This window comes from Streptomyces harbinensis (assembly GCF_900116145.1).
Lineage (GTDB): Bacteria > Actinomycetota > Actinomycetes > Streptomycetales > Streptomycetaceae > Streptomyces > Streptomyces carpaticus.
On record NZ_FPAB01000002.1, the window covers coordinates 138,021 to 156,386 of the forward strand.

The 18,366-nt window shown below is 73.5% G+C and carries 14 protein-coding genes; 5 read left to right on the top strand and 9 right to left on the bottom strand.

Going from position 1 to position 18,366, the window contains the following annotated elements; genetic code table 11:
* Positions 1-135: 135 nt before the first annotated feature.
* Both BM385_RS04855 and BM385_RS04860 read left to right on the top strand, forming a co-directional pair.
* Positions 136-1,272, top strand: coding sequence for a helix-turn-helix domain-containing protein (locus tag BM385_RS04855; protein ID WP_093842290.1), 1,137 nt, complete (start codon positions 136-138; stop codon positions 1,270-1,272).
* 70 nt (positions 1,273-1,342) lie between these two features.
* Positions 1,343-2,311, top strand: a complete 969-nt coding sequence (locus tag BM385_RS04860) for a pirin family protein (protein WP_019434528.1) — start codon at positions 1,343-1,345, stop codon at positions 2,309-2,311.
* 349 nt (positions 2,312-2,660) lie between these two features.
* On the opposite strand, the gene BM385_RS04865 is transcribed toward BM385_RS04860, so the two are convergent.
* Both BM385_RS04865 and BM385_RS04870 read right to left on the bottom strand, forming a co-directional pair.
* Positions 2,661-3,092 (bottom strand): NUDIX hydrolase, encoded by a 432-nt coding sequence (locus BM385_RS04865; RefSeq protein WP_019434526.1) that lies wholly within the window; start codon positions 3,090-3,092, stop codon positions 2,661-2,663.
* Between the two features lie 154 nt (positions 3,093-3,246).
* Positions 3,247-4,932, bottom strand: a complete 1,686-nt coding sequence (locus BM385_RS04870) for a DUF885 domain-containing protein (protein ID WP_093842291.1) — start codon at positions 4,930-4,932, stop codon at positions 3,247-3,249.
* A gap of 83 nt (positions 4,933-5,015) precedes the next feature.
* On the opposite strand from BM385_RS04870, the gene BM385_RS04875 reads away from it, so the two are divergent.
* Together BM385_RS04875 and BM385_RS04880 are read left to right on the top strand one after the other, a co-directional pair.
* Entirely contained in the window at positions 5,016-5,432 is a 417-nt protein-coding gene (locus BM385_RS04875) for a hypothetical protein (RefSeq protein ID WP_139275143.1), read from the top strand.
* On the top strand, positions 5,429-5,608 hold the full coding sequence (locus BM385_RS04880; RefSeq protein WP_093842293.1) for an HFCD family protein: 180 nt from the start codon (positions 5,429-5,431) through the stop codon (positions 5,606-5,608). The genes BM385_RS04875 and BM385_RS04880 overlap by 4 nt, the downstream gene beginning before the upstream one ends.
* A gap of 76 nt (positions 5,609-5,684) precedes the next feature.
* On the opposite strand, the gene BM385_RS04885 is transcribed toward BM385_RS04880, so the two are convergent.
* The 6 genes from BM385_RS04885 to BM385_RS28440 form a co-directional block, all read right to left on the bottom strand.
* On the bottom strand, positions 5,685-6,446 hold the full coding sequence (locus BM385_RS04885) for a class I SAM-dependent methyltransferase (protein ID WP_093842294.1): 762 nt from the start codon (positions 6,444-6,446) through the stop codon (positions 5,685-5,687).
* 209 nt (positions 6,447-6,655) lie between these two features.
* Positions 6,656-7,618: a sugar kinase gene (locus BM385_RS04890; protein ID WP_093842295.1), complete on the bottom strand. Its 963-nt coding sequence runs from the start codon at positions 7,616-7,618 to the stop codon at positions 6,656-6,658.
* The gene (locus BM385_RS04895; RefSeq protein WP_019434521.1) at positions 7,615-8,259 is read right to left on the bottom strand and encodes a bifunctional 4-hydroxy-2-oxoglutarate aldolase/2-dehydro-3-deoxy-phosphogluconate aldolase; all 645 of its coding nucleotides are present in this window, start codon (positions 8,257-8,259) and stop codon (positions 7,615-7,617) included. The genes BM385_RS04890 and BM385_RS04895 overlap by 4 nt, the downstream gene beginning before the upstream one ends.
* A 75-nt stretch (positions 8,260-8,334) precedes the next feature.
* On the bottom strand, positions 8,335-9,480 hold the full coding sequence (gene dgoD, locus BM385_RS04900) for a galactonate dehydratase (protein ID WP_019434520.1): 1,146 nt from the start codon (positions 9,478-9,480) through the stop codon (positions 8,335-8,337).
* Between the two features lie 54 nt (positions 9,481-9,534).
* Positions 9,535-10,311: an SDR family NAD(P)-dependent oxidoreductase gene (locus BM385_RS04905; RefSeq protein WP_019434519.1), complete on the bottom strand. Its 777-nt coding sequence runs from the start codon at positions 10,309-10,311 to the stop codon at positions 9,535-9,537.
* Positions 10,312-10,442: 131 nt separating this feature from the next.
* Positions 10,443-10,673 (bottom strand): hypothetical protein, encoded by a 231-nt coding sequence (locus tag BM385_RS28440; RefSeq protein ID WP_237751329.1) that lies wholly within the window; start codon positions 10,671-10,673, stop codon positions 10,443-10,445.
* Between the two features lie 166 nt (positions 10,674-10,839).
* Between BM385_RS28440 and BM385_RS04915 the strand changes: the two genes are divergently transcribed.
* Positions 10,840-11,820 carry a zinc-binding dehydrogenase gene (locus BM385_RS04915; RefSeq protein ID WP_093842296.1) on the top strand — a complete coding sequence of 327 codons (981 nt, stop codon included), beginning with the start codon at positions 10,840-10,842 and terminating at the stop codon, positions 11,818-11,820.
* A gap of 101 nt (positions 11,821-11,921) precedes the next feature.
* On the opposite strand, the gene BM385_RS04920 is transcribed toward BM385_RS04915, so the two are convergent.
* Entirely contained in the window at positions 11,922-18,230 is a 6,309-nt protein-coding gene (locus BM385_RS04920) for an RHS repeat domain-containing protein (RefSeq protein ID WP_093842297.1), read from the bottom strand.
* Positions 18,231-18,366: the final 136 nt, after the last annotated feature.

Genomic DNA, 18,366 nt, shown 5'->3' on the forward strand with positions numbered 1-18,366 from the left:
CGAGCCTCCGCCGCGCCCCGCCGCCCCGGCAACGCTTCGAGCACGTTCCGGGACGCCGGAACCGTTCCACCCCCCTTGACGTGGGACGATGCGGGGACCTGGAACGGTGGAACGGGACGGCAACAGGGGGCGGGCATGGCGGAAGACGACGCACCGGCACGGGAATTCGCCGAAGGGCTGCGGGCGCTCAGGGAACGCTCCGGGCTGAGCTTCGGCACTCTCTCCAGGCGGCTGCACCTGAGCACCTCGACCCTGCACCGCTACTGCTCGGGGGCCACGCTGCCGCAGGAGTTCACCCCGGCCGACCGGCTGGCGCGGGCCTGCGGGGCGAGCGAGGAGGAGCGGCGGCGGCTGCACCGGCTGTGGCTGCTGGCCGACGCGCGGCGGGCGGACACGGCGGCCAGGCGCGCCCCCGGCGCGGCAGCCGCCGCCACGCCGGAGCCCGAACCGGAGCCCGAACCGGAGCCCGAACCGGCTCCCGCTCCCGCGCCCGCGCCCACACCCCCGCCCGCGCCCACACCCCCGCCCGCGCCGACCGCCCGCCGGTCCTTCCCCTGGCGGCTGACGGTGGGGCTGGCCGCGCTGCTGCTCGCCGCCGTCCTGACCGTGGACGCGGCGGGCCGGGCGGAGGCGGACCCGGCCGCCGCGGAAGCGGCACCGCTCACCTGGACCGTCCGCTCCCACCTGTGGGCCTTCGGCTGCGGCCACACCTATCTGATCGACGCCCCGCCCGGGGACGTCCCGGCGCCCCCGGTGGCCCAGGACGCGCGGCGCTGGTCGGCCGAGCGGGGCGGGGTGCACGGCGACGCCGCCATCGTCGAGATCACCCTGACCCCGGAGCCGGACGGCGCCCCCGTCGTGGTCGAGGCCGCCCACATCCGGGTCGCCGAGCGCCGCGAGCCGCTGCCCTGGCCCGCCTACCGGATGGACAACGGCTGCGGCGGCTCGCTGACCCCGGCCGCGTTCACCGTCGACCTGGACGCGGACCGGCCGCTGGCCCACCCGGTCCCCGGCAGCGACGCGGCCACCGGCGAGGACTTCCCGGCCCCGCGACTGCCGTTCGCGCTGGACACCGCGGAACCGCTGCTGCTGCGTTTCGAGGTCCGGGCCGCCACCGGAGACGTCGACTGGTCGGTCGACCTGGACTGGAGCAGCGGCGACCGCGCCGGCACGCTCCGCGTCGACGACGCCGGCCGGCCCTTCCGCACCAGCGCGGCCACCGGACCGCTGTACGTCCACGACGTGCTGTCCGGGGAGTGGCAGCCGCAGTAGCGGCCGGGGCCGCTCCCGCTTCACCGCACCGGGACCCCGGCCCGCTGCCCCGGTGCGGCAGGATCGGGGCATGAGCAATCTCGATCAGCGCCCCGCCCCCACCCCCTGCGGCGCGGCACCCCGCACCGGCCCGGTGCACGAACTCCAGCCGGGCCGCGAGGTACCGCTCGGGGAAAGCACGGTCGTCCGCCGCCTGCTGCCCAACCTCGGCCGCCGCATGGTGGGCGCCTGGGTGTTCGTGGACCACTACGGCCCGGACGACATCGCGGACGAGCCCGGCATGCAGGTGCCCCCGCACCCGCACATCGGGCTCCAGACCGTCAGCTGGCTGCACGCCGGCGAGGTCCTGCACCGCGACAGCCTCGGCAGCCTCCAGACGGTCCGCCCCCGCGAACTGGGCCTGATGACCGCCGGCCGCGCCATCTCCCACTCCGAGGAGTCCCCGAGCCCGCACCGCAACGCCCCCATCCTGCACGGCGCCCAGCTGTGGGTGGCGCTCCCGGACGCGCACCGGCACACCGCGCCGGCCTTCGAACACCACACCACCCTGCCGGTCCTGCACGGCGGCGGCGGACTCACCGCCACCGTCATCCTCGGCGAACTCGACGGCGCGGCCTCGCCCGGCACCACCTACAGCCCCCTGGTGGGCGCCGACCTCGCCCTGGCGGCCGGCACCGACACCCGGCTGCCGCTGACCGAGGACTTCGAGTACGCGGCCCTGTCCATGTCCGGCTCCCCGGTCATCGACGGCGTACCACTGCCGCCCGGCGCCCTCCTCTACCTCGGCGAGGGCCGCCGCGAACTCCCGCTCCGCTCCGACCACGACGCCGCCGTGATGCTTCTGGGCGGCGTCCCGTTCGAGGAGGAGATCATCATGTGGTGGAACTTCGTGGGCCGCACCGGCGAGGAGATCGCCCAGGCCCGCGCCGACTGGGCACGGGGCACCCGCTTCGGCGAGGTCACCGGCTACGCCGGCGACCGCCTCTCCGCCCCTGCCCTCCCCCCGGTCCCCCTGAAACCCCGGGGCCGCACCCGCTGACCTGGTCTTTTCATGACCGGGTCTCTCATGACACGACGCCGTCCATTCCCGGGAGCGGTAGCGGCTCGCGGGAGTGGACGCGCAGCGCGGAGGGAACCGACGGGCCGTGGCCGCCTAGGGCTCGATCGAGATGATCGTGGACGACACGACCGCGACGGTGAAAGAAGAAGCCCTCTCGGGCGACCGAGCCGTGTGCTACTCGCAGATCTTCGACCGGCTCGGCGTCGGCTGAGCAGGGCGGGGGGCACGGCATCGCGACGCAGAACCCTCCCCGTCGGCGACCCTGACAGAGCGCGAACCGCCTCCGGTCGCCGCCGGTTGGCCAAGCGGCTTCTGGGACAGAGTCTCGCTACCAGCCGTGGACGGAGAACGTGTCGCCTTTGAGGTAGTGGGCGATGCCTGTGGCGTTGTACGACACGGTGTGGTCCGGGAGTTGGGCGGGGTGGTGCCATGTGATGCCGGTGCACTTGTGGGGTTCGGCGTTGACCGGTTCGCCGGTCCAGTGGGCGGTGGCGAAGAACCAGCCGATGCGGGGCCGGCCGTCGGGGTTGCGGTAGTGCATGACGTGCACGGTGCGCAGAGCTGCCGGGTCGATGGTGATGCCGACTTCTTCTTGTGCTTCGCGTACTGCGGCTTCGATGACGCTTTCGCCGGGGTCGACTTTCCCGGAGGGCAGGTTGAGGAGGCCGTCCGCGTAGCCGGTGTTGGCTCGTTCGGCGAGGAGGATCCGGTCTCCGCGTTCGAGGATGATCATGACGTCGATGACGGTGTGGGGCTGCACTCGGGTCCCTCCGCGTGGGTCTGGGGGCGGTAGGGACCCTAGCGGTCGTGCGGGGTCCGGGCGGCGAGAAGCCGGCGTTCATCCGCCTGCTGAGCTGTCCAGCGCACGCGGTCCGCGGCGGGACCGCTTGCGCAGGAAATCAGTCATCGCAGCGTCACAGCGCGGCGAGTTCGTCCGTCAGGTCGTCCAGGCCGAGTGAGCCGAGCGACAGGGCCGCCATGTGCCATGCCTTCAGGTCGAAGCCGGCGCCACCCGCTGTACGTGCTGCCTCGCGGCCGGCCAGCCAGGCGCGTTCGCCGAGCTTGTAGCTGATGGCCTGGCCCGGCTGGCCGAGGTAGCGGGTGAGTTCGGAGCGGGTGTACTCCGGCTCCGTGCCGGTGTGGGTCATGAGGAACGCGGCGGCCAGCTGAGGCGTCCACACCTCGCCCGGGTGGTAGCTCTCACCCGCCGGGATCTTCAGTTCCAGGTGCATGCCGATGTCGATGATCACCCGCACCGCGCGCAGCATCTGGGCCGACAGATAGCCAAGGCGGTGCGCAGGGTCGGTCAGGTAGCCGAGTTCGTCCATCAGCCGCTCGGCGTACAGCGCCCAGCCCTCGGTGGCCGCGCCGACCGAGCCGACGCTGACCTGGAAGCGGGAGAGCCGGTCCTGCACCAGCACCCACTGCGCCAGTTGGAGGTGGTGGCCGGGGACGCCCTCGTGGTACCAGGTGGAGACCAGGTTCCACACCGGGAAACGGGTCGCGCCCAGCGTCGGCAGCCAGGTCTGGCCCGGGCGCGCGAAATCCAGCGAGGGGCGGCTGTAGTACGGGCCCGCCGCGCTGCCGGACGGGGCGATCCGGGCCTCCACCCGCTTGATCGGGTCGGCCAGCTCGAAGTGCGTACCGTCCAGCTCGCGGATCGCCCGCTCCGTCAGCTCCTGGAGCCAGACCCGGATCTCCTCCTCACCGTCGATCGCCTGACCCTTCTTCTCCAGGTGCTGCATCGCGGCGAACGTCGATTCGCCGGGCAGGATCTCGGCGGCGACCGCGCGCATCTCGCGCTCCAGGCGGTGGAATTCCTCCCAGCCGTAGGCGTACGCGTCCGCCAGATCCAGGTCGGAGCCGGTCCACAGGCGCGCCGACAGCCGATAGCGCTCGCGGCCCACGGCGTCCGGGGTACCGGCGACAGCGGGCAGGTAGTCCTCGCTCAGATAGGCGCGCAGGTCCGCGAGACCGGCGGTTGCCGCGTCGGCCGAGGCGGCCAGCTCCGTACGCTGCGCCTCGGGGCCGCCGGCCGCGAAGGTGCGGTACCAGTCGGACTCCAGCCAGGCGTCCAGCTGTTCGACGACGGTCTCCACCTGGCGCGGCGCCGCGTTCAGGCCGCGGGCGCTGCCGGCCCGCAGCGAGTCGGCGTAACCGCGCAGCGCGGCCGGGACGTTACGGAGCCGGCGGCCGATGACGGCCCAGTCCTCGTCGGTGGCGGTGGGCATCAGCTGAAAGACGGCGCGCTGTTGCTGCACCGGGCAGAAGATGTTGTTGACCTCCCGCAGGTTCTCCCCCGCCTCCTCCAGGGCGAGCGAGGCGCCCAGCCTTTCCCGCAGCAGCCGGGCCGCGCGCCGCTCGTCCACGTCGCCGGGCTCGCCCACCGCGTCCAGCCGGGCCAGGGTGGCGCGTTCGAGGGCGGCGAGGGCGGCGTGCCCGGCCGGGGAGTAGTCGGGAAAACCGTCCGCGTCCGGGGTAACACCGAACAGGGTGCCGATCACGGGGTTGAGCTCGGCGAGCTGGTCGACGTAATCGTCGGCGATCCGGCGTGGGGTGCCGGGGAGGGGTGCAGTGGGGGAGGAGCCAGAACGCTGCATCGTGCCATCCTCTTCGACATGCGGGGACAAAGGGGAGGAACCCCGTTCGATTGAGGGGGTGCCTCGGCCGCAACCGTACGGTGGTGGCCGAGCCGCCGCCGTTGGGTCCGGCGGGCGAGCGTTACCAACGGGCCGGCGGGCTACCGCTGATCGTCACCTGTACCGGCAGCGCCCGGGAGCAGGACACCGCCTCCGCCCGTCTCGCCGCTGTCGTGGACGAGGCGGCCGAGGGCCGTACCGTCCTGGAGTCGATCAACGTCGAGGCGCTCACCGTCACCGACGAGGAGACCGCCGCGCTCTGGGCAGCCGTCACCGGGGCGACCGGCGAGGAAGCGTTCTCCCTCGCCGCCGCCCCGGGCATCGCCGCCATCGTGCTGGACGGCGTGGTGGAGAAGTCCCTGGCCGAGTCCGCCGCGACTCCACCGCCCCGGCCGGCAAGAAGTCCTTCCGGGTGCCCTTCGGCGTGCAGGGCACAGCGGAGGCCCACCCGTCGTCGGTGAAGATCTCCTACTCCACCGACGGCGGTGCGACCTGGAAGAAGGCGCCGGTCGCGGCGGGCGCCGTGCAGATCGACAACCCGCGGGCCGGCGGCTCGGTGTCGCTGCGGGCCGAGATCAAGGACGGCTGCGGCAACAAGGCCGTCCAGACGATCACCGACGCCTATCCGACGCGCTGAACAGCGCCGTTTCGCCCCGATGTACGGCCGGCCGGGTGGATCGCGTTCCCCGCGCCCAGCCGGCCACGGGTGCTCGTTACGCGGGCGAGCCGGGGGCCGGGGGTACCTCCAGCACGAAGAGCATGAAGCAGATTTTGGTCGAGAGGTCCTGGAAGTCGTCGGGGTACAGCTCCCGGGCGGCCGGGTCGGGCCGTGGCTCGCTGATCACGGTCAGGCGGAAGCCGGCCGCGGTGAAGGCGTCGGTCATCGCGTGCAGCGGCCTGCGCCAGAAGCTCATCCGGACGGGCTGCTCCGACAGATGGGTCCAGTCCTGGGTGTAGGGGGTGGTCGCGTGATAGTCGGGCCGCGGATCCCGGGTCGCGTAGTCCATGAACGGGTGGTGTATCGATGCGATCAGCCGGCCGCCGGGCCTGAGTACGCGCCGCAGCTCGGCCAGCGTCGGCCCCCAGTCCTCCAGGTAGTGCAGCACCAGCGAGGCCACGACGTCATCGAACGCACCGTCGGCGAACGGCAGCGGCTCGCCCAGGTCAGCCACGTGCAGGTCCGCGTCGGCGCCCAGCCGGCGCCGTGCCAGCTCCAGCATCCCGGCACTGGAGTCGAGGCCGGTGACGCGGGCACCCCGGTCGCGCAGCGCGGCGGACAGGGGGCCGGAGCCGCAGCCGGCGTCGAGGATCCGGCGGCCGGCCACGTCCCCGGCGAGGGACAGCATGGCGGGTCGCTCGTAGTAGGCGTTCAGCAGGCTCGTCTCGTTGTCCGTCGAGTACGCCTCGGCGAAGCTGTCGCAGTCGTTCGCCCGGGCCTCAGGTGCGGGTTGGGCACGGTTGTCGGTGGCTGTCATGCTGCGGTCTCCGTCGTGTCGTCTCGGCGCGGTGCACGGGCGTTCCGTCCTGGTGACCGACGTGGTGCCGTACGCCCCGGTTCCCCTCGCAGCGGATACGTGGCCGGCCGCATGATCGCTGCTGTGGGCGCGGGAGATCGCCGGGACCGCCGACGACTTCCGCCGAGCGGCGGCGGCAGCCGTCGTGGTGGGAGCGGACGGCGTGGAGGTCAGCGCACGGCGGTGCCGGGGGCCGTGTCGAGGAGCGGGAGTTCGTCCCGGTGCGGCAGGCCCTCCCAATCGCCGGAGGTCGCCACGGCGAAGGCGGCCGTGCGGGTGGCCCGGTGCAGCCGGTCTCCCGGGGACAGGCCGTCGAGCAGCCCGGAGAGATAGCCCGCGCAGAACGCGTCGCCCGCCCCGACGGTGTCCGTCACGGGCACCGGATGCGCCGGAACGTGCAGTGCGGGCCGGCCGGGGAGGTGGAGATCCGCGCCCTCGGCGCCGCGTTTGACGACCACCTCGCGTACCCCGTCCCGCAGCAGGAGTGCCGCCCGCTCCGCCTCGGCGGTGTCGTCGTCACCGGCGACCAGCGGCAGTTCGTCGTCCGAGGCGATCACGATGTCGACCCGGGGCAGCAGCGGACGCAGAGCGGCGGCGGCCTGGTCGGCGCTCCACAGCCGGGTGCGGTGGTTGACGTCGAGCGTCACGGTCCAGCCGCGCCCGGCGGCGTGTTCGGCCGCCGCCCGCACCGCGGCGAGCGGGCCGGCCCCCAGGGCGCAGGTGATGCCGGTGAGATGCAGGACGCGGGCGCCCGCGTCGAGGGCGGGCCCGAGGTGTCCGGGGCGCAGCCGGGAACCCGCCGAGCCGCCGCGCCAGTAGTGCACGCGGGCCAGGTCGGCGACGCGTCGTTCGCGCAGCATGGCGCCCGTGGGCGCCTCGTCGTCCGTGGTGGCGTGGGCCACGTCCACGCCCTCGCCGCGCAGGGTGCGCAGCACCATCCGCCCGGGCTCGTCCGCGCCGACCCGGCCCGCCCAGCGCGCGCGGTGCCCGAGTCGGGCCAGGCCCACGGCCACATTGGACTCGGCGCCCGCCACCGTGGGCCGGACCGGGTTGCCGACCGCGAGCGGCCCCTCCAGTTGCAGCGAGAGCATCGTCTCGCCGAAGGTCAGTACCTCAACGTCCGGTGCGCTCATGCCGCTTCCCCCGCCCGGCACAGGGCGCGGAACGCCCGGGCCCGCTCCCGCAGTGCGGCCGGGTCCCCGCCGTCGGCCGCGTCGCCGAGCAGGGGCGAGCCCACGCCGACGGCGACGGCCCCGGCCGCGAAGTACGCCGGGACCAGCTCGGCGTTCACCCCGCCCACCGGGACGAACGGCACACCGGGCAGCGGGTCGCGCAGCGCCCGCAGATAGCCGGGCCCGCCCAGCGACGCCGGGAACAGCTTCACGGCGTGAGCGCCCGCCCGCATGGCCGCCACCGCCTCGGTGGGCGTCAGCGCCCCGGCCAGCACCGGAACGCCCAGGGCGACGGCCTGTTCGAGCCCTTGGCCCAGCGCGGGCGTCACCATCCAGCTCGCCCCCGCGTCCCGGGCCCGCAGGGCGTCCTCCCGGGTGACGACGGTACCCGCGCCGACGATCGCGTCCGGGCCCGTCTCCCGGATCGCCCGCCGGATGACCTCATCGGCCTCCGGCGTGGTGAGCGATACCTCGACGAGCCGCACCCCCTCGCCGGCCAGGGCCACGACGCTGCGCAGCGCCGCCTCCGGGTCCTTGCCGCGCACGATGGCGACCAGGCGGTCGTGGCGCAGTGTCTGCGCGAAGTCGCTGTGTTCCGGCATGTCCTGTGCTCCGTGGTTCGGCTCGTCGGCGGGGGGAGGACGGGGAGGGCGGGGGAGAAGGAGCGGCGGCCGGCGTCACCACTCGGCGAACGAGCCGTCGGGGTGCCGCCACACGGGGTTGTGCCAGTCCGGCGCACTGCCGTCGGCACGGCGTACCGCCTGCTCGTCGACCTCGATGCCGAGCCCCGGGCCCAGCGGGCGCCGCAGATGGCCCGCGTCGAACCGGAACACCTCCGGGTCGACGAGATAGTCCAGGACTTCGGCGCCCTGGTTGTAGTGGATGCCGATGCTCTGTTCCTGGATGAGGAAGTTCGGTGTGGTGAAGGCCACCTGGAGGCTCGCGGCCAGCGAGATCGGCCCCAGGGGGCAGTGCGGTGCCAGCAGTACGTCGAACGTCTCGGCCAGCGACGCCAGCCGCCGTACCTCGGAGATGCCGCCGGCGTGCGACAGATCGGGCTGCAGGACGGCGATGCCCGCCCGCAGCGCGGGCAGCGCCTCGGCGCGGGAGTAGATCCGCTCGCCGGTGGCGATCGGCACCGGCGACGCCGCGACCACCTCGCCGAGCAGTTGCGTGTACTCCGGCAGGACCGGTTCCTCGACGAACAGCGGATGCAGCGGGGCCAGATGGGGCAGGACGCGGCGGGCGCCCGCGGCGCTGAAGCGGCCGTGGAAGTCGAGGGCGAAGTCCCGGTCGGGGCCCAGCACCTCCCGGGCGGCGGTGGCCCGTTCGACGACGGCGGCGACGTCCGCGGCGGTGGGCATCCGGTTCATCCGTCCGCAGGCGTTCATCTTGACGGCGGTGAAGCCCGCCTCCACCTGCGCCGTGACGGCTTCGGCGACGTCGGCCGGCTCGTCACCGCCGACCCAGCTGTAGGCGCGGACGCGTTCGCGCACGGGGCCGCCGAGCAGCATGTGCACCGGCACCCCCAGTGCCTTGCCCGCGATGTCCCACAGCGCCTGGTCGAGTCCGGCGACGGCGCTGGAGAGCACCGGCCCGCCCCGGTAGAAGGACCCCTTCGTCATCACCTGCCAGTGGTCCTCTATCCGCAGGGGGTCCCGGCCGATCAGGTGCTCGGCGAGTTCGTGGACGGCCGTGCGGACCGTGGCGGCCCGGCCTTCCACCACGGGTTCGCCCCAGCCCACCACGCCCTCGTCGGTCTCCACCCGGCAGAAAAGCCAGCGGGGCGGTACGGCGAAGGTCTCCACGCGCGTGATCTTCAAGGTGGCTCCAGAGCAGGTGGGGAGGGATCGGGGCCGGCCGCGCCCGGCCGTGGTTCAGGCGGAGTTCTTCAGCACGCTCCAGCCGCCGTCCACCACGAGCGAGGCGCCCGTGACGAAGGAGGCGTCCGCGCTGAGCAGGAAGGCGATGGCCGCGGCGACCTCCTCGGGTGCGCCGAGGCGCCCGGCGGCCGTTTCCCGGGCCGCCGCTCGCCGGTCCTCCTCGGCGATGCCGTCCCAGGCCCGGGTGAGGACCGGCCCCGGCAGCACGCTGTTCACCCGGACCCGGCCGCCGTACTCGACGGCCAGCTGCCGTGTCAGTCCGGTGAGTCCGGCCTTGGCCGCGGCGTAGGCGGGCCGTCCCGGCAGGCCCACCAGGGCGTGCACCGAGGAGACCAGGACCATGCTGCCGTTGGTCGCGGCGAGGTCGTCGAGGCAGGCGCGCGCGCCGAGGAACGATCCGGTGAGGCTCACGGCGAGCTGCCGGTTCCACTCTTCGGCGCTGGTCCGGTGGGCCGGGGCGACGCGGACGGTGTAGGCGTTGCTCACCAGGGCGTGCACGGGCCCGAAGGCCGATCCGGCGGCGCGTACCGCCGCGGCCCAGGACGCCTCGTCGGAGACGTCGCAGCGCTGGAACCGTGCGCTGCCACCGGCTTCTTGGATGGCGGTGACGACGTCCGCGCCCGACTCCTCGTCGATGTCGGCGACGAGGACGCCGGCTCCCTCCGCGGCGAGCCGGCGGGCCGTGGCGGCACCGATGCCGGAGGCGCCGCCGGTGACGAGCGCGCAGCGGCCGGCCAGCCGGGGGGAGAGGGGTGGTGGTGCGGACGGCACGGGGTGCCTCCTGTGGGCCGGCGGCAACGACGGAACAGATTAAATATTAATTATCTGACCGTGCCAAGAGGGTGCCGCACCCTGGCGAGATCGCCGTCACCCGGCCGCTGCCAAGCCCCGGGCGGGGATGGTTACGCTCCGAGCGCCTCGGCCGCGAGGGCGGTGCCCTGCACACGGGCCGCGATCTTGGCGAAGGCCACGTCCTGCGAGGTCACGGTGTCGTCGGCGAACGGGGCGAAGCCGGCGTCGTCGCAGGTGCCGAGCCGCGCGAGGGGCGGGGCCGCCGGCCGGCACGGTGGGTGACCGGGGAGGACCGGGGAGGACCGGTGGCGCGCCCCTCGCCGCGGGCGCAGGATGGCCATGGCCGCAAGCCGCCGGAACGGATGGCGGCGGGCGCACCCACCGTGCTCCCGTGTCACCGCCACCTGATCGTCCGGGTGGGCCACGGCTGCCGTGGACCGGCATCGGCCGCGAGGGAGTGCGCAGGGAGGACCCGGCATGAACGAAGCCGCAGCGACGCCGACGACGATGCGAGCCGTCGTCGTCTCCGAGACCGGCGGCCCGGAAGCGCTCCGGGTGGCCACCGTTCCGGTGCCCGAGGTGCGGCCCGGCTGGGCGCGGATCGAGGTGAAGGCGTTCGGCGTCAACGAGTCCGAGGTTCTCACTCGAAAGGGTGAGTCGGATCCGGAGGTGACATACCCGCGCATCCCCGGTATCGAGGGCGTGGGAATCATCGACCTCGCGCCGCCGGACAGCGGGCTGCGCCCGGGGCAGCCGGTGGCGACCATGATGGGCGGCATGGGCCGGTCCTTCGACGGCTCGTACGCGCAGTACGTGACCGTCCCCGTCGGGCAGATCCTCCCGTTCGAGACCGAGCTGCCGTGGGAGGTGGTCGGCGCCCTGCCCGAGGTGTTCCAGACGGCCTACGGCTCCCTCACCGCGGGCCTCGGCCTCACCGCGGGCCAGACGCTGCTGATCCGCGGCGGCACCTCCGCGGTCGGGCTGAGCGCGGCCACCCTCGCGAAGGACCTCGGAGCCACCGTGCTGTCCACCTCCCGCAGCCCGGACCGGGCCGGGGACCTGCGGGCCGCGGGGGTCGACCACCCCCTGGCCGACGACGGGGCCATCGCCCTCCGGGTGCGGGAACTGGTGCCGGGCGGTGTCGACGCCGCGCTGGAGCTGGTGGGCGCTTCGGTGCTCGCCGACACCCTCCGCGCCGTCCGCCCGCAGGGCACCGTCTGCTTCACCGGAGCCCTGGCGGGACAGTGGACGATCCGCGACTTCTCCCCGTTCATGCTCCCCGACCGGGTGCGGCTGACCAGCTACGGAGGCGAGGCCGCCGACCTGCCCGCGCAGGTCTTCCAGCGGCAGCTGCGAGCGATCGCCGAGGGACGGCTCCAGGCTCCGCTCGCGAAGGTCCACCGGGGCCTCGACCGGGTCCGCGACGCCCACGCCGGCCTCGAAGCCGGCACGACACCGGGCAAACACGTGGTGCTGCTCGACGACTGAGAAGACACATCCCCTGCCGTCGCCGCCCGGCGCGGGGCCGGACCAGGCGCGCGCCGGGCCCCGCCGGACTGTGCCCGGCGGGGCCCGTGTTCACCGGAGCCTCAGTCGAAGTGGATGGTCTCCCGCCACACGATGTTGATCGGTACCCCACCCCGGTTCTGGGAGCCGGGGCCGTAGGCGTTCCACGGCGTGAGAGTACGGAGCAGGGAGTCCCAGTTCATGTTGTCCGAGACCTTGATGACGACCTCCGCCGTGCCGGCGTTGTGGTCGATGCTCTCCACGTGCACCCGGACGTTGTAGGACCCGAGTGCGGCGTAGGAGCTGTTACCTGTCCCCACCATGTAGTTGGCGATGTCCTCCGCCGCCTGCGCGGCCTGTTCGGGCAGGGTCTTGTCGCTGTTCTTGTATTTCCACTCCTCGCCCTCGAACAGCGTGCCCGGCTCGGCCCCGCCGAGTCGTTCCCTGAGCTTCTCCCGGACGATCTCCATGTGGTGGTGCTGCCGCACCTCCTCGGTGAACGCGTCCCCGCCCGTGAAATACCACTCCTCGGGGTTGTTGAACCGGAGGAACTCGTCGATGATGTCGTACCCGTTCGGCCCGCCCTTCCGCTCCATCAGCCACGTGGCGAGCGGGCCGGCTCCGGTCACCTTGACCCACTGGCACAGGGCGTTGCAGCCGACCTCGGTCTCCCACGGCGCGGGCTTGCGCAGCGCGCTCTTCATCCCTGTGAAGGACGCGTTCCTGACCTGGTAGGTGGTCTTCTTGCGGGTCGGATTGCCGAGGTACTTCGTGTTCTTCTTCGCCGAGGGCTTGCCGAGTTGCTTCTTGATGCCCGAGCCGCCGGAGGCTTTCTTCTTCTTCGCCGAGGGTTTGCCCAGCTGCTTCCCGTACAGCCCGCTCGCGTCCGAGTACGCCAGCGGGTTGTTGTAGGCGTAGGCGTAGCCGTTCAGCTGCTGCGGATTCCGGTGGTCCACCACCGGGTCCGCGGACAGGAAACGACCGGTGTCCGGGTCGTACTCACGCGCCCCCAGGCCGACCAGGCCGGTGTCCTTGTCGTCCGTGCCGTTCGCGAAGGTACGGCCGCCGGGCCACTCGCCGCCCGACTGCTCGCCCCGGAGCCCGCCGAACGGCAGGGTCCGCCGCTGCACCAGCGCCTGGCTGTCCGCGTGCACGGCCAGCTGCCCGGTGCCGTGCTGGTCGGCGATGCTGAACGACACCTGCCGGTCGTCACCGATCACGGCGAGATGCCCGCCGCCCAGATCGAGGTGGCGGGTCGCCACCGCCCGGTCGCCGCCGGCCGGGACCGTCACCTCGGTGTCGCCCAGGTACAGCGTGGTGCCCGAGGCGGTCCGGCCGATCAGCCGGTTGCCGTCCGCGTCGTACACATAGGAGGCGGTGCCGCCGTCCGAGCCCTTCACCTCGGTCACCCGGCCCTCGGCGCTCCAGGTCAGCTCCTGGTCGACCGCGCCACCCGCCCGCGTGACGGTGTTGCCCGCCGCGTCGTAGGCGTAGCTGAGGGAGACCGGATCGGTCCCGGTGCCCTCGACACCCAGCAGCGCGCCGGGCCGGTCCTCGGCGTACCGGTAGGTGCGCGTCGTCCCCTGCTCGTGGCGGGTCTCGGTGAGCCGGTTGCCGGAGGTGTCGTAGGTGTAGGAGTGGTGGTACGGGGCCGGGCCACCCACCGTGGCCGCGCTGCCGGAGTCCGCGCAGCCCGTGGTGTCCTGCGTCCAGGCGTCGGTCAGCCGCCGCAGATGGTCGTAGGCGAAGCACTGGGTGTCGGTGCCGCCGCGCGCGACATCGGCGATGGACAGGACGTTGCCCGCCTGGTCGTAGGAGTACGTCTCGTGGCGGTCGACGCCCGGCTGGTCCTCCCGGTCCAGCCGGGTGGTGCGCAGCCGCTGCGTGCCCCACTCGTAGGTGTTGGTGACAAAGGACCGCTTCCCGTCCGCGCGGCCCAGGGCGAAGCGCAGCGGCTTGCCGGTGAGGCTGTACGTCACCTCGCTGGTGACGCCCAGCGGCCCGGTGGAGGCGACCGGCCGCAGCGTGCCGTCCTCGTATGTGAAGGTCACGCTCTGGCCGGGCAGGGACCCGGCGGCCGGCAGCCCGATACTGCGGATCTCACCGGACGCGTCGTACTGCGTGGTCGACACATAACCGCCGGCCAGCGCGCCCTCGGACTCCGGGATGACGACCCGGCTGCGCAGCGGCCGGTAGAGCTTGTCGTAGGTCATGACCTCCGACACATAGGCTTCGCCGTCCTCGTAGCGGATGCTGCGCCCCAACTGCCCCTGGGCACCGGGCACGGTGTCGTACTCCCAGCGGGCCAGCAGGGTGCCGTCGGCGGTGTCCTCGCGCAGTTCGGTCTGCCGTCCCATGCCGTCGTACCCGTACACCAGGGTCTGCCCCCGGTCGTCCGTGATCGAGACGGTGTGGCCCCGTTCGTCGAACTCCGTGGTCCGGGTGCCGGTGTGCGGGCCGGTCGAGGAGATCTGCTGCCCCACCTGGTCGTAGCGGTAGGTCCAGGTGCTGCCCGCGGGGTCGGTGACTTCGGCGAGGCGGCCGTGCCGGTTGTAGGTGTAGTGGGTGCTGTCGTAGCCGGAGTCCGCGTCGCGCCCGTGGTGGTGGCGGACCTCGACGGGTTCGCCGAGCGCGTTGACGAGGGTGGTGACGGTGGTGGCCCCCTCGGGCGGGACGACGGTGGCGCGGTCGCCGCCGTGGAGGGTGCGGGTGGCGGCCAGGACGGTGCCGCCGTCGCCGTCGCCGGCCATCACGGTGGACTCGGTCTCCCGGCCGAGACCGTCGTAGCGGTGCCGGGTCTGGGACTCGACGACCGACTCGTCCGCGGGCAGGAACACCTCCTGGGCGGGCGCCCCGGTGGTGTAGTAGGTCGCGAACGTCTTGGCCGTCAGGCCGCGCTCGTCGTAGAAGATGTCGGTCAGCAGCCGGCCGCCGTCCGGGCCGGGGGCCTGGGTCTGGCGCTCGCGCAGGAAGCCGTCGTACAGGACGTAGGAGGTGTCCTGGAGGCCCCGGTTGCCGATGGTGCGGGTGCCCACGGCCACCGGCTGGTCCTCGGCGATCCGGTAGGTGTAGGCGAGGCTGGGCAGTTGCCCGGTGCTGCGGTCGGGCAGCCACACCGCGGTCATCCGGCCCAGCGCGTCGTGGGTGTACGTGGTGGTGTTGCCGTTGGTGTCGGTCAGCCGCTCGGGCAGTCCGCGCAGCCCGTCCAGCCGGGTGATCCGCCGCTGGGCGGTGGTGGCGTCGCCGGCGACGGCGGGCGGGGTGGTCTCGGTGACGGTGTCCGGGATGCCGGTGGCGGGGGAGTACGCGGTGGTGACGGTCAGTCCGTCGCCGCGCGGGACCCGGACCGGGGCGCCGTCGCCGGTGACGGTGACGTCGGCGGTGATGTCGGTCGCGGCGGTGACCCGGCCGTAGCGGTCGTGGACGGTGCCGGACTCGACGTAGCGCGCCGTCGTGCCGTCGTGCTCGTGCAGGACCGCCGTGGCGGTCGGGTTCCCGGTGGTCGGCGCGTCGCCGTAGCCGAGGCCGTCGTAGGCGTACCGGATGTCGCTGGTGACGTCCTCGGCCCGGTCCGGGGTGGCGGAGCAGCGGCCGGCCACCGCCTCCTCGCGGGCGACGGCGCCGAGGATGTTGCGCTCGGTGCTGGTGGCGTACGTGGTGCGGACGCACTGCTCGTCGCCGGTGACGGCGGTGTCCCCGGTGTTGTCGGTCTCGACGACCCGGCCGGCCACCGTGTCGTAGCGGAAGGACTGTTCGGTGATCCGCCACCGCTGCCCCGCCCCGTCGTCCAGCGAGGTCCACGAGGTGCGGTGCGCGTCGTCGGTGAAGGCCGCCCGCAGCGTGCCCCAGTCGCGCTTGTGCTCGGCGGTCTGGTGGTGCCAGGGCCGGCTGACGGTCTTGGCCAGGACATCGCCGCCGGCGCCCGAGAAACTGACGGTCTTGTAGGGGTAGCCGGCCAGTACCGGGTGGTCGGTGAGCGGATCGCCCTCACCGGGGCCCAGCGCCACGGTGACGGACCGGGTGCCGCCCGAGGAGTTGCTGCGGTCACCGTCCATGCCGCGCAGGAAGTAGGTGTCCTCCTGGGTGGCGGTGCCGGTCTGGCCGCCGGTGGTGACCCGGACCTGGCCGTAGCCGCGCCACTGGGACCAGGTCTTCTCCTTCTCCGGCACCATGCCGTTGTCGTCGTCCCAGTGCCAGGCCGCCCCGCCCAGGTACTGGTAGCGGGTGACCTGGTCGGGTGCGCCGCCGGTGCGGTCGGTGCCGGTGACCGAGGTGGTCACGTACTTGTTGAACCAGTGCAGTTCGGGATCGTGGTGCGGGCCGCCCGCCAGGTACTGCGGGAAGCAGCGGGTGGTGTTGGACGCCGGGCTCGGCAGCGAGCCCGCGTCGCAGGCCGGGGCCGAGTAGCCGACGTCGAGCTGGCCGCCGACCTCGTCGGCGACGGTGGACAGCCTGGACTTGATGAACGGCGCGTACCCGTCACCGCTGCGGTCGAGCCGGTTGGCCAGCTGGGTGTAGCCGAAGGTGACCGGCGGCAGGGTGATGGGCTGCGCGGCGCTGTGCCCGGTGTGCGTCACCGAGTCCAGGAGCAGCTGGTAGTCGACGTCGGCGGTGCCCCAGTGGTGGTCGAGTTCCCAGGAGTCGACGGCCCGGTACGCGGTGCCCGAGCGGACCTCGGTGGTGACGCCGGTGAGCCGGTGGGTGGTGAAGAAGGTCGGGCTGAACCGTCCGGCGTCGCAGTCCTCGCCGGGCGCGCAGTGGAGGTCCCACGGGGTGTCGTACCAGTACCGCGGGTTCTTGTCGATGTCCGAGCAGTCGGCGCCGCCGCCGGGCAGGCAGCGGTCGCCGTTGGTGAACCGCACCCGGGCGAGCGGGGCGCCGTCCAGCACGGTGTCCTCGGTCAGGCCGTACTCGGCGCGGACCAGGGTGCCGCCGCGGGTGTAGCGGGTGTTGTTCTTTTCGTCCAGGAACCGGCCGTAGGAGTTCTCCTCGCGGTCGTAGTAGTAGGTCAGGACGTTGCCGCGGGTGTCGATGACGTAGTCCAGGTTCCAGCGCCAGGCCTGCTGGCACCAGGAGTCCTTCAGCGGGGTGGCGCGGCACGGGTCGGAGCCGTCGGTGCCGTAGACCGGCACGGTCCACGTGGAGTCGGTGACCGGGTCGCCGCTGCTCCAGCCGGGCAGCCGGTGGTAGCCGAAGTGGTACCGGACGCCGTCGGGGTCGGTGAGCCGCCAGTACTCGTTGTCGTTGTCGCCGTTGGCCCGCGCGCTGTCGGTGAGGCGTTCGATGACGGTGCCGTTGTCGTTCCGGAGTTTCCAGCGGTCCCGGCCGGCCGGGACGAGTTCGCCGGCCTCGCCGTTGAACGAGATGTAGGCGTTGTCGTGGTCCCAGCACAGGTCGGCGATCTTCACGCCGTCGCCGTTCTCGACGTCGTCGTAGCCGCACTGCTTGTACTTGCGCTCGATGTAGCCCGGCCACAGGTCGAAGCCGTCACCGATCCAGGAGCCCTGGTTGTTGGTGCCGCCGGTCCGGCCGTCGATGCTGCCGGAGGAGTAGGACAGGCCCAGGTCGGGGGCCAGGCCGCCGGGCACCTCGGGGGCGGGGAAGTCGTAGGACCAGGTGAACGCGCCGGAGTTGAGGTCGGTGCTCCAGGTGGCGGACGCCGCCAGGTCGGTGGCCTGGTAGGAGCCCTGCTCGCTCTCCTCCTCGGCCGCGGCGGCCAGCACCAGCGGCTCGCCGGCCGGCAGTTCCAGGGCGGTGGCGGTGAGCGCCTGCCGGCGGGTGTCGTTGGCGGCCGGTACGGGTTCGCCGCGCCGGCACTCGGCGCGTTCCGGGCTGGTCAGGGCGCAGGCCGGGAGCGCCACCAGGCCCAGCCGGGCGCCGTACCCGCCGCCGTAGTCGCGGGCGATCGCGGAGTAGTCGAGCGTCAGGTCGGCGGTGGCCGTGCCGGTGGCGGAGGCGGCCAGCGGCACGGGCGCGTTCCCGGTCTCGGCGGTGACGGTGAGCAGCGGGCCGGCCAGGCCCAGCGCGGCGGCGTCCGCCGGTTCGTGGACGGTGACCTCGGCGGTCAGCGGCGTGTCGGTGGCGGCCAGCGTGACCGGCAGCCCGAGCGCGCCGGCCGGCAGCCGCAGCGGCCCGGGCCCGGCGTCGAGGGTGATGGCGGCGGTGCCCGTGCCGTACGCGGTGGGTTCGGGCGGTGGGACGGGTTCGGCGGTGCTGCCGGGCCGGGGCAGGACGGGCAGTCCGTCGGTGCCCGGCACGCTGGTCTCCGCGTCGGGCAGGTCCGGTGGGCCGGCGGCCAGCGCGGGGCCGGCGCCGGTGGACAGCAGGGCGCCGGTCATGACCGACGCCAGCGCGGCGCTCAGCCAGCGCGAGGGCAGGGGTATGCGCGTCATCGGGCAGGGATTCCTTCGGGGTCGGCGCACGGGGCGCGGATCGGGGCGGCGCGGGGCGGGACGCGGCGAGGGGCGGGGGCGTGGGCGACGGCGGGGGGGGGTGGGGGCGGGCACGGTCCCGCCCCCACCCACCCGG

What these genes read in the sequence shown, in the direction of transcription:
- BM385_RS04855 (WP_093842290.1), top strand. Translation starts at nt 136, where the DNA reads ATGGCGGAAGACGACGCACCGGCACGGGAATTCGCCGAAGGGCTGCGG.
- BM385_RS04860 (WP_019434528.1), top strand. Translation starts at nt 1,343, where the DNA reads ATGAGCAATCTCGATCAGCGCCCCGCCCCCACCCCCTGCGGCGCGGCA.
- BM385_RS04870 (WP_093842291.1), bottom strand. Translation starts at nt 4,932, where the DNA reads ATGCAGCGTTCTGGCTCCTCCCCCACTGCACCCCTCCCCGGCACCCCA.
- BM385_RS04885 (WP_093842294.1), bottom strand. Translation starts at nt 6,446, where the DNA reads ATGACAGCCACCGACAACCGTGCCCAACCCGCACCTGAGGCCCGGGCG.
- BM385_RS04890 (WP_093842295.1), bottom strand. Translation starts at nt 7,618, where the DNA reads ATGAGCGCACCGGACGTTGAGGTACTGACCTTCGGCGAGACGATGCTC.
- BM385_RS04895 (WP_019434521.1), bottom strand. Translation starts at nt 8,259, where the DNA reads ATGCCGGAACACAGCGACTTCGCGCAGACACTGCGCCACGACCGCCTG.
- BM385_RS28440 (WP_237751329.1), bottom strand. Translation starts at nt 10,673, where the DNA reads ATGGCCATCCTGCGCCCGCGGCGAGGGGCGCGCCACCGGTCCTCCCCG.
- BM385_RS04915 (WP_093842296.1), top strand. Translation starts at nt 10,840, where the DNA reads ATGCGAGCCGTCGTCGTCTCCGAGACCGGCGGCCCGGAAGCGCTCCGG.
- BM385_RS04920 (WP_093842297.1), bottom strand. Translation starts at nt 18,230, where the DNA reads ATGACGCGCATACCCCTGCCCTCGCGCTGGCTGAGCGCCGCGCTGGCG.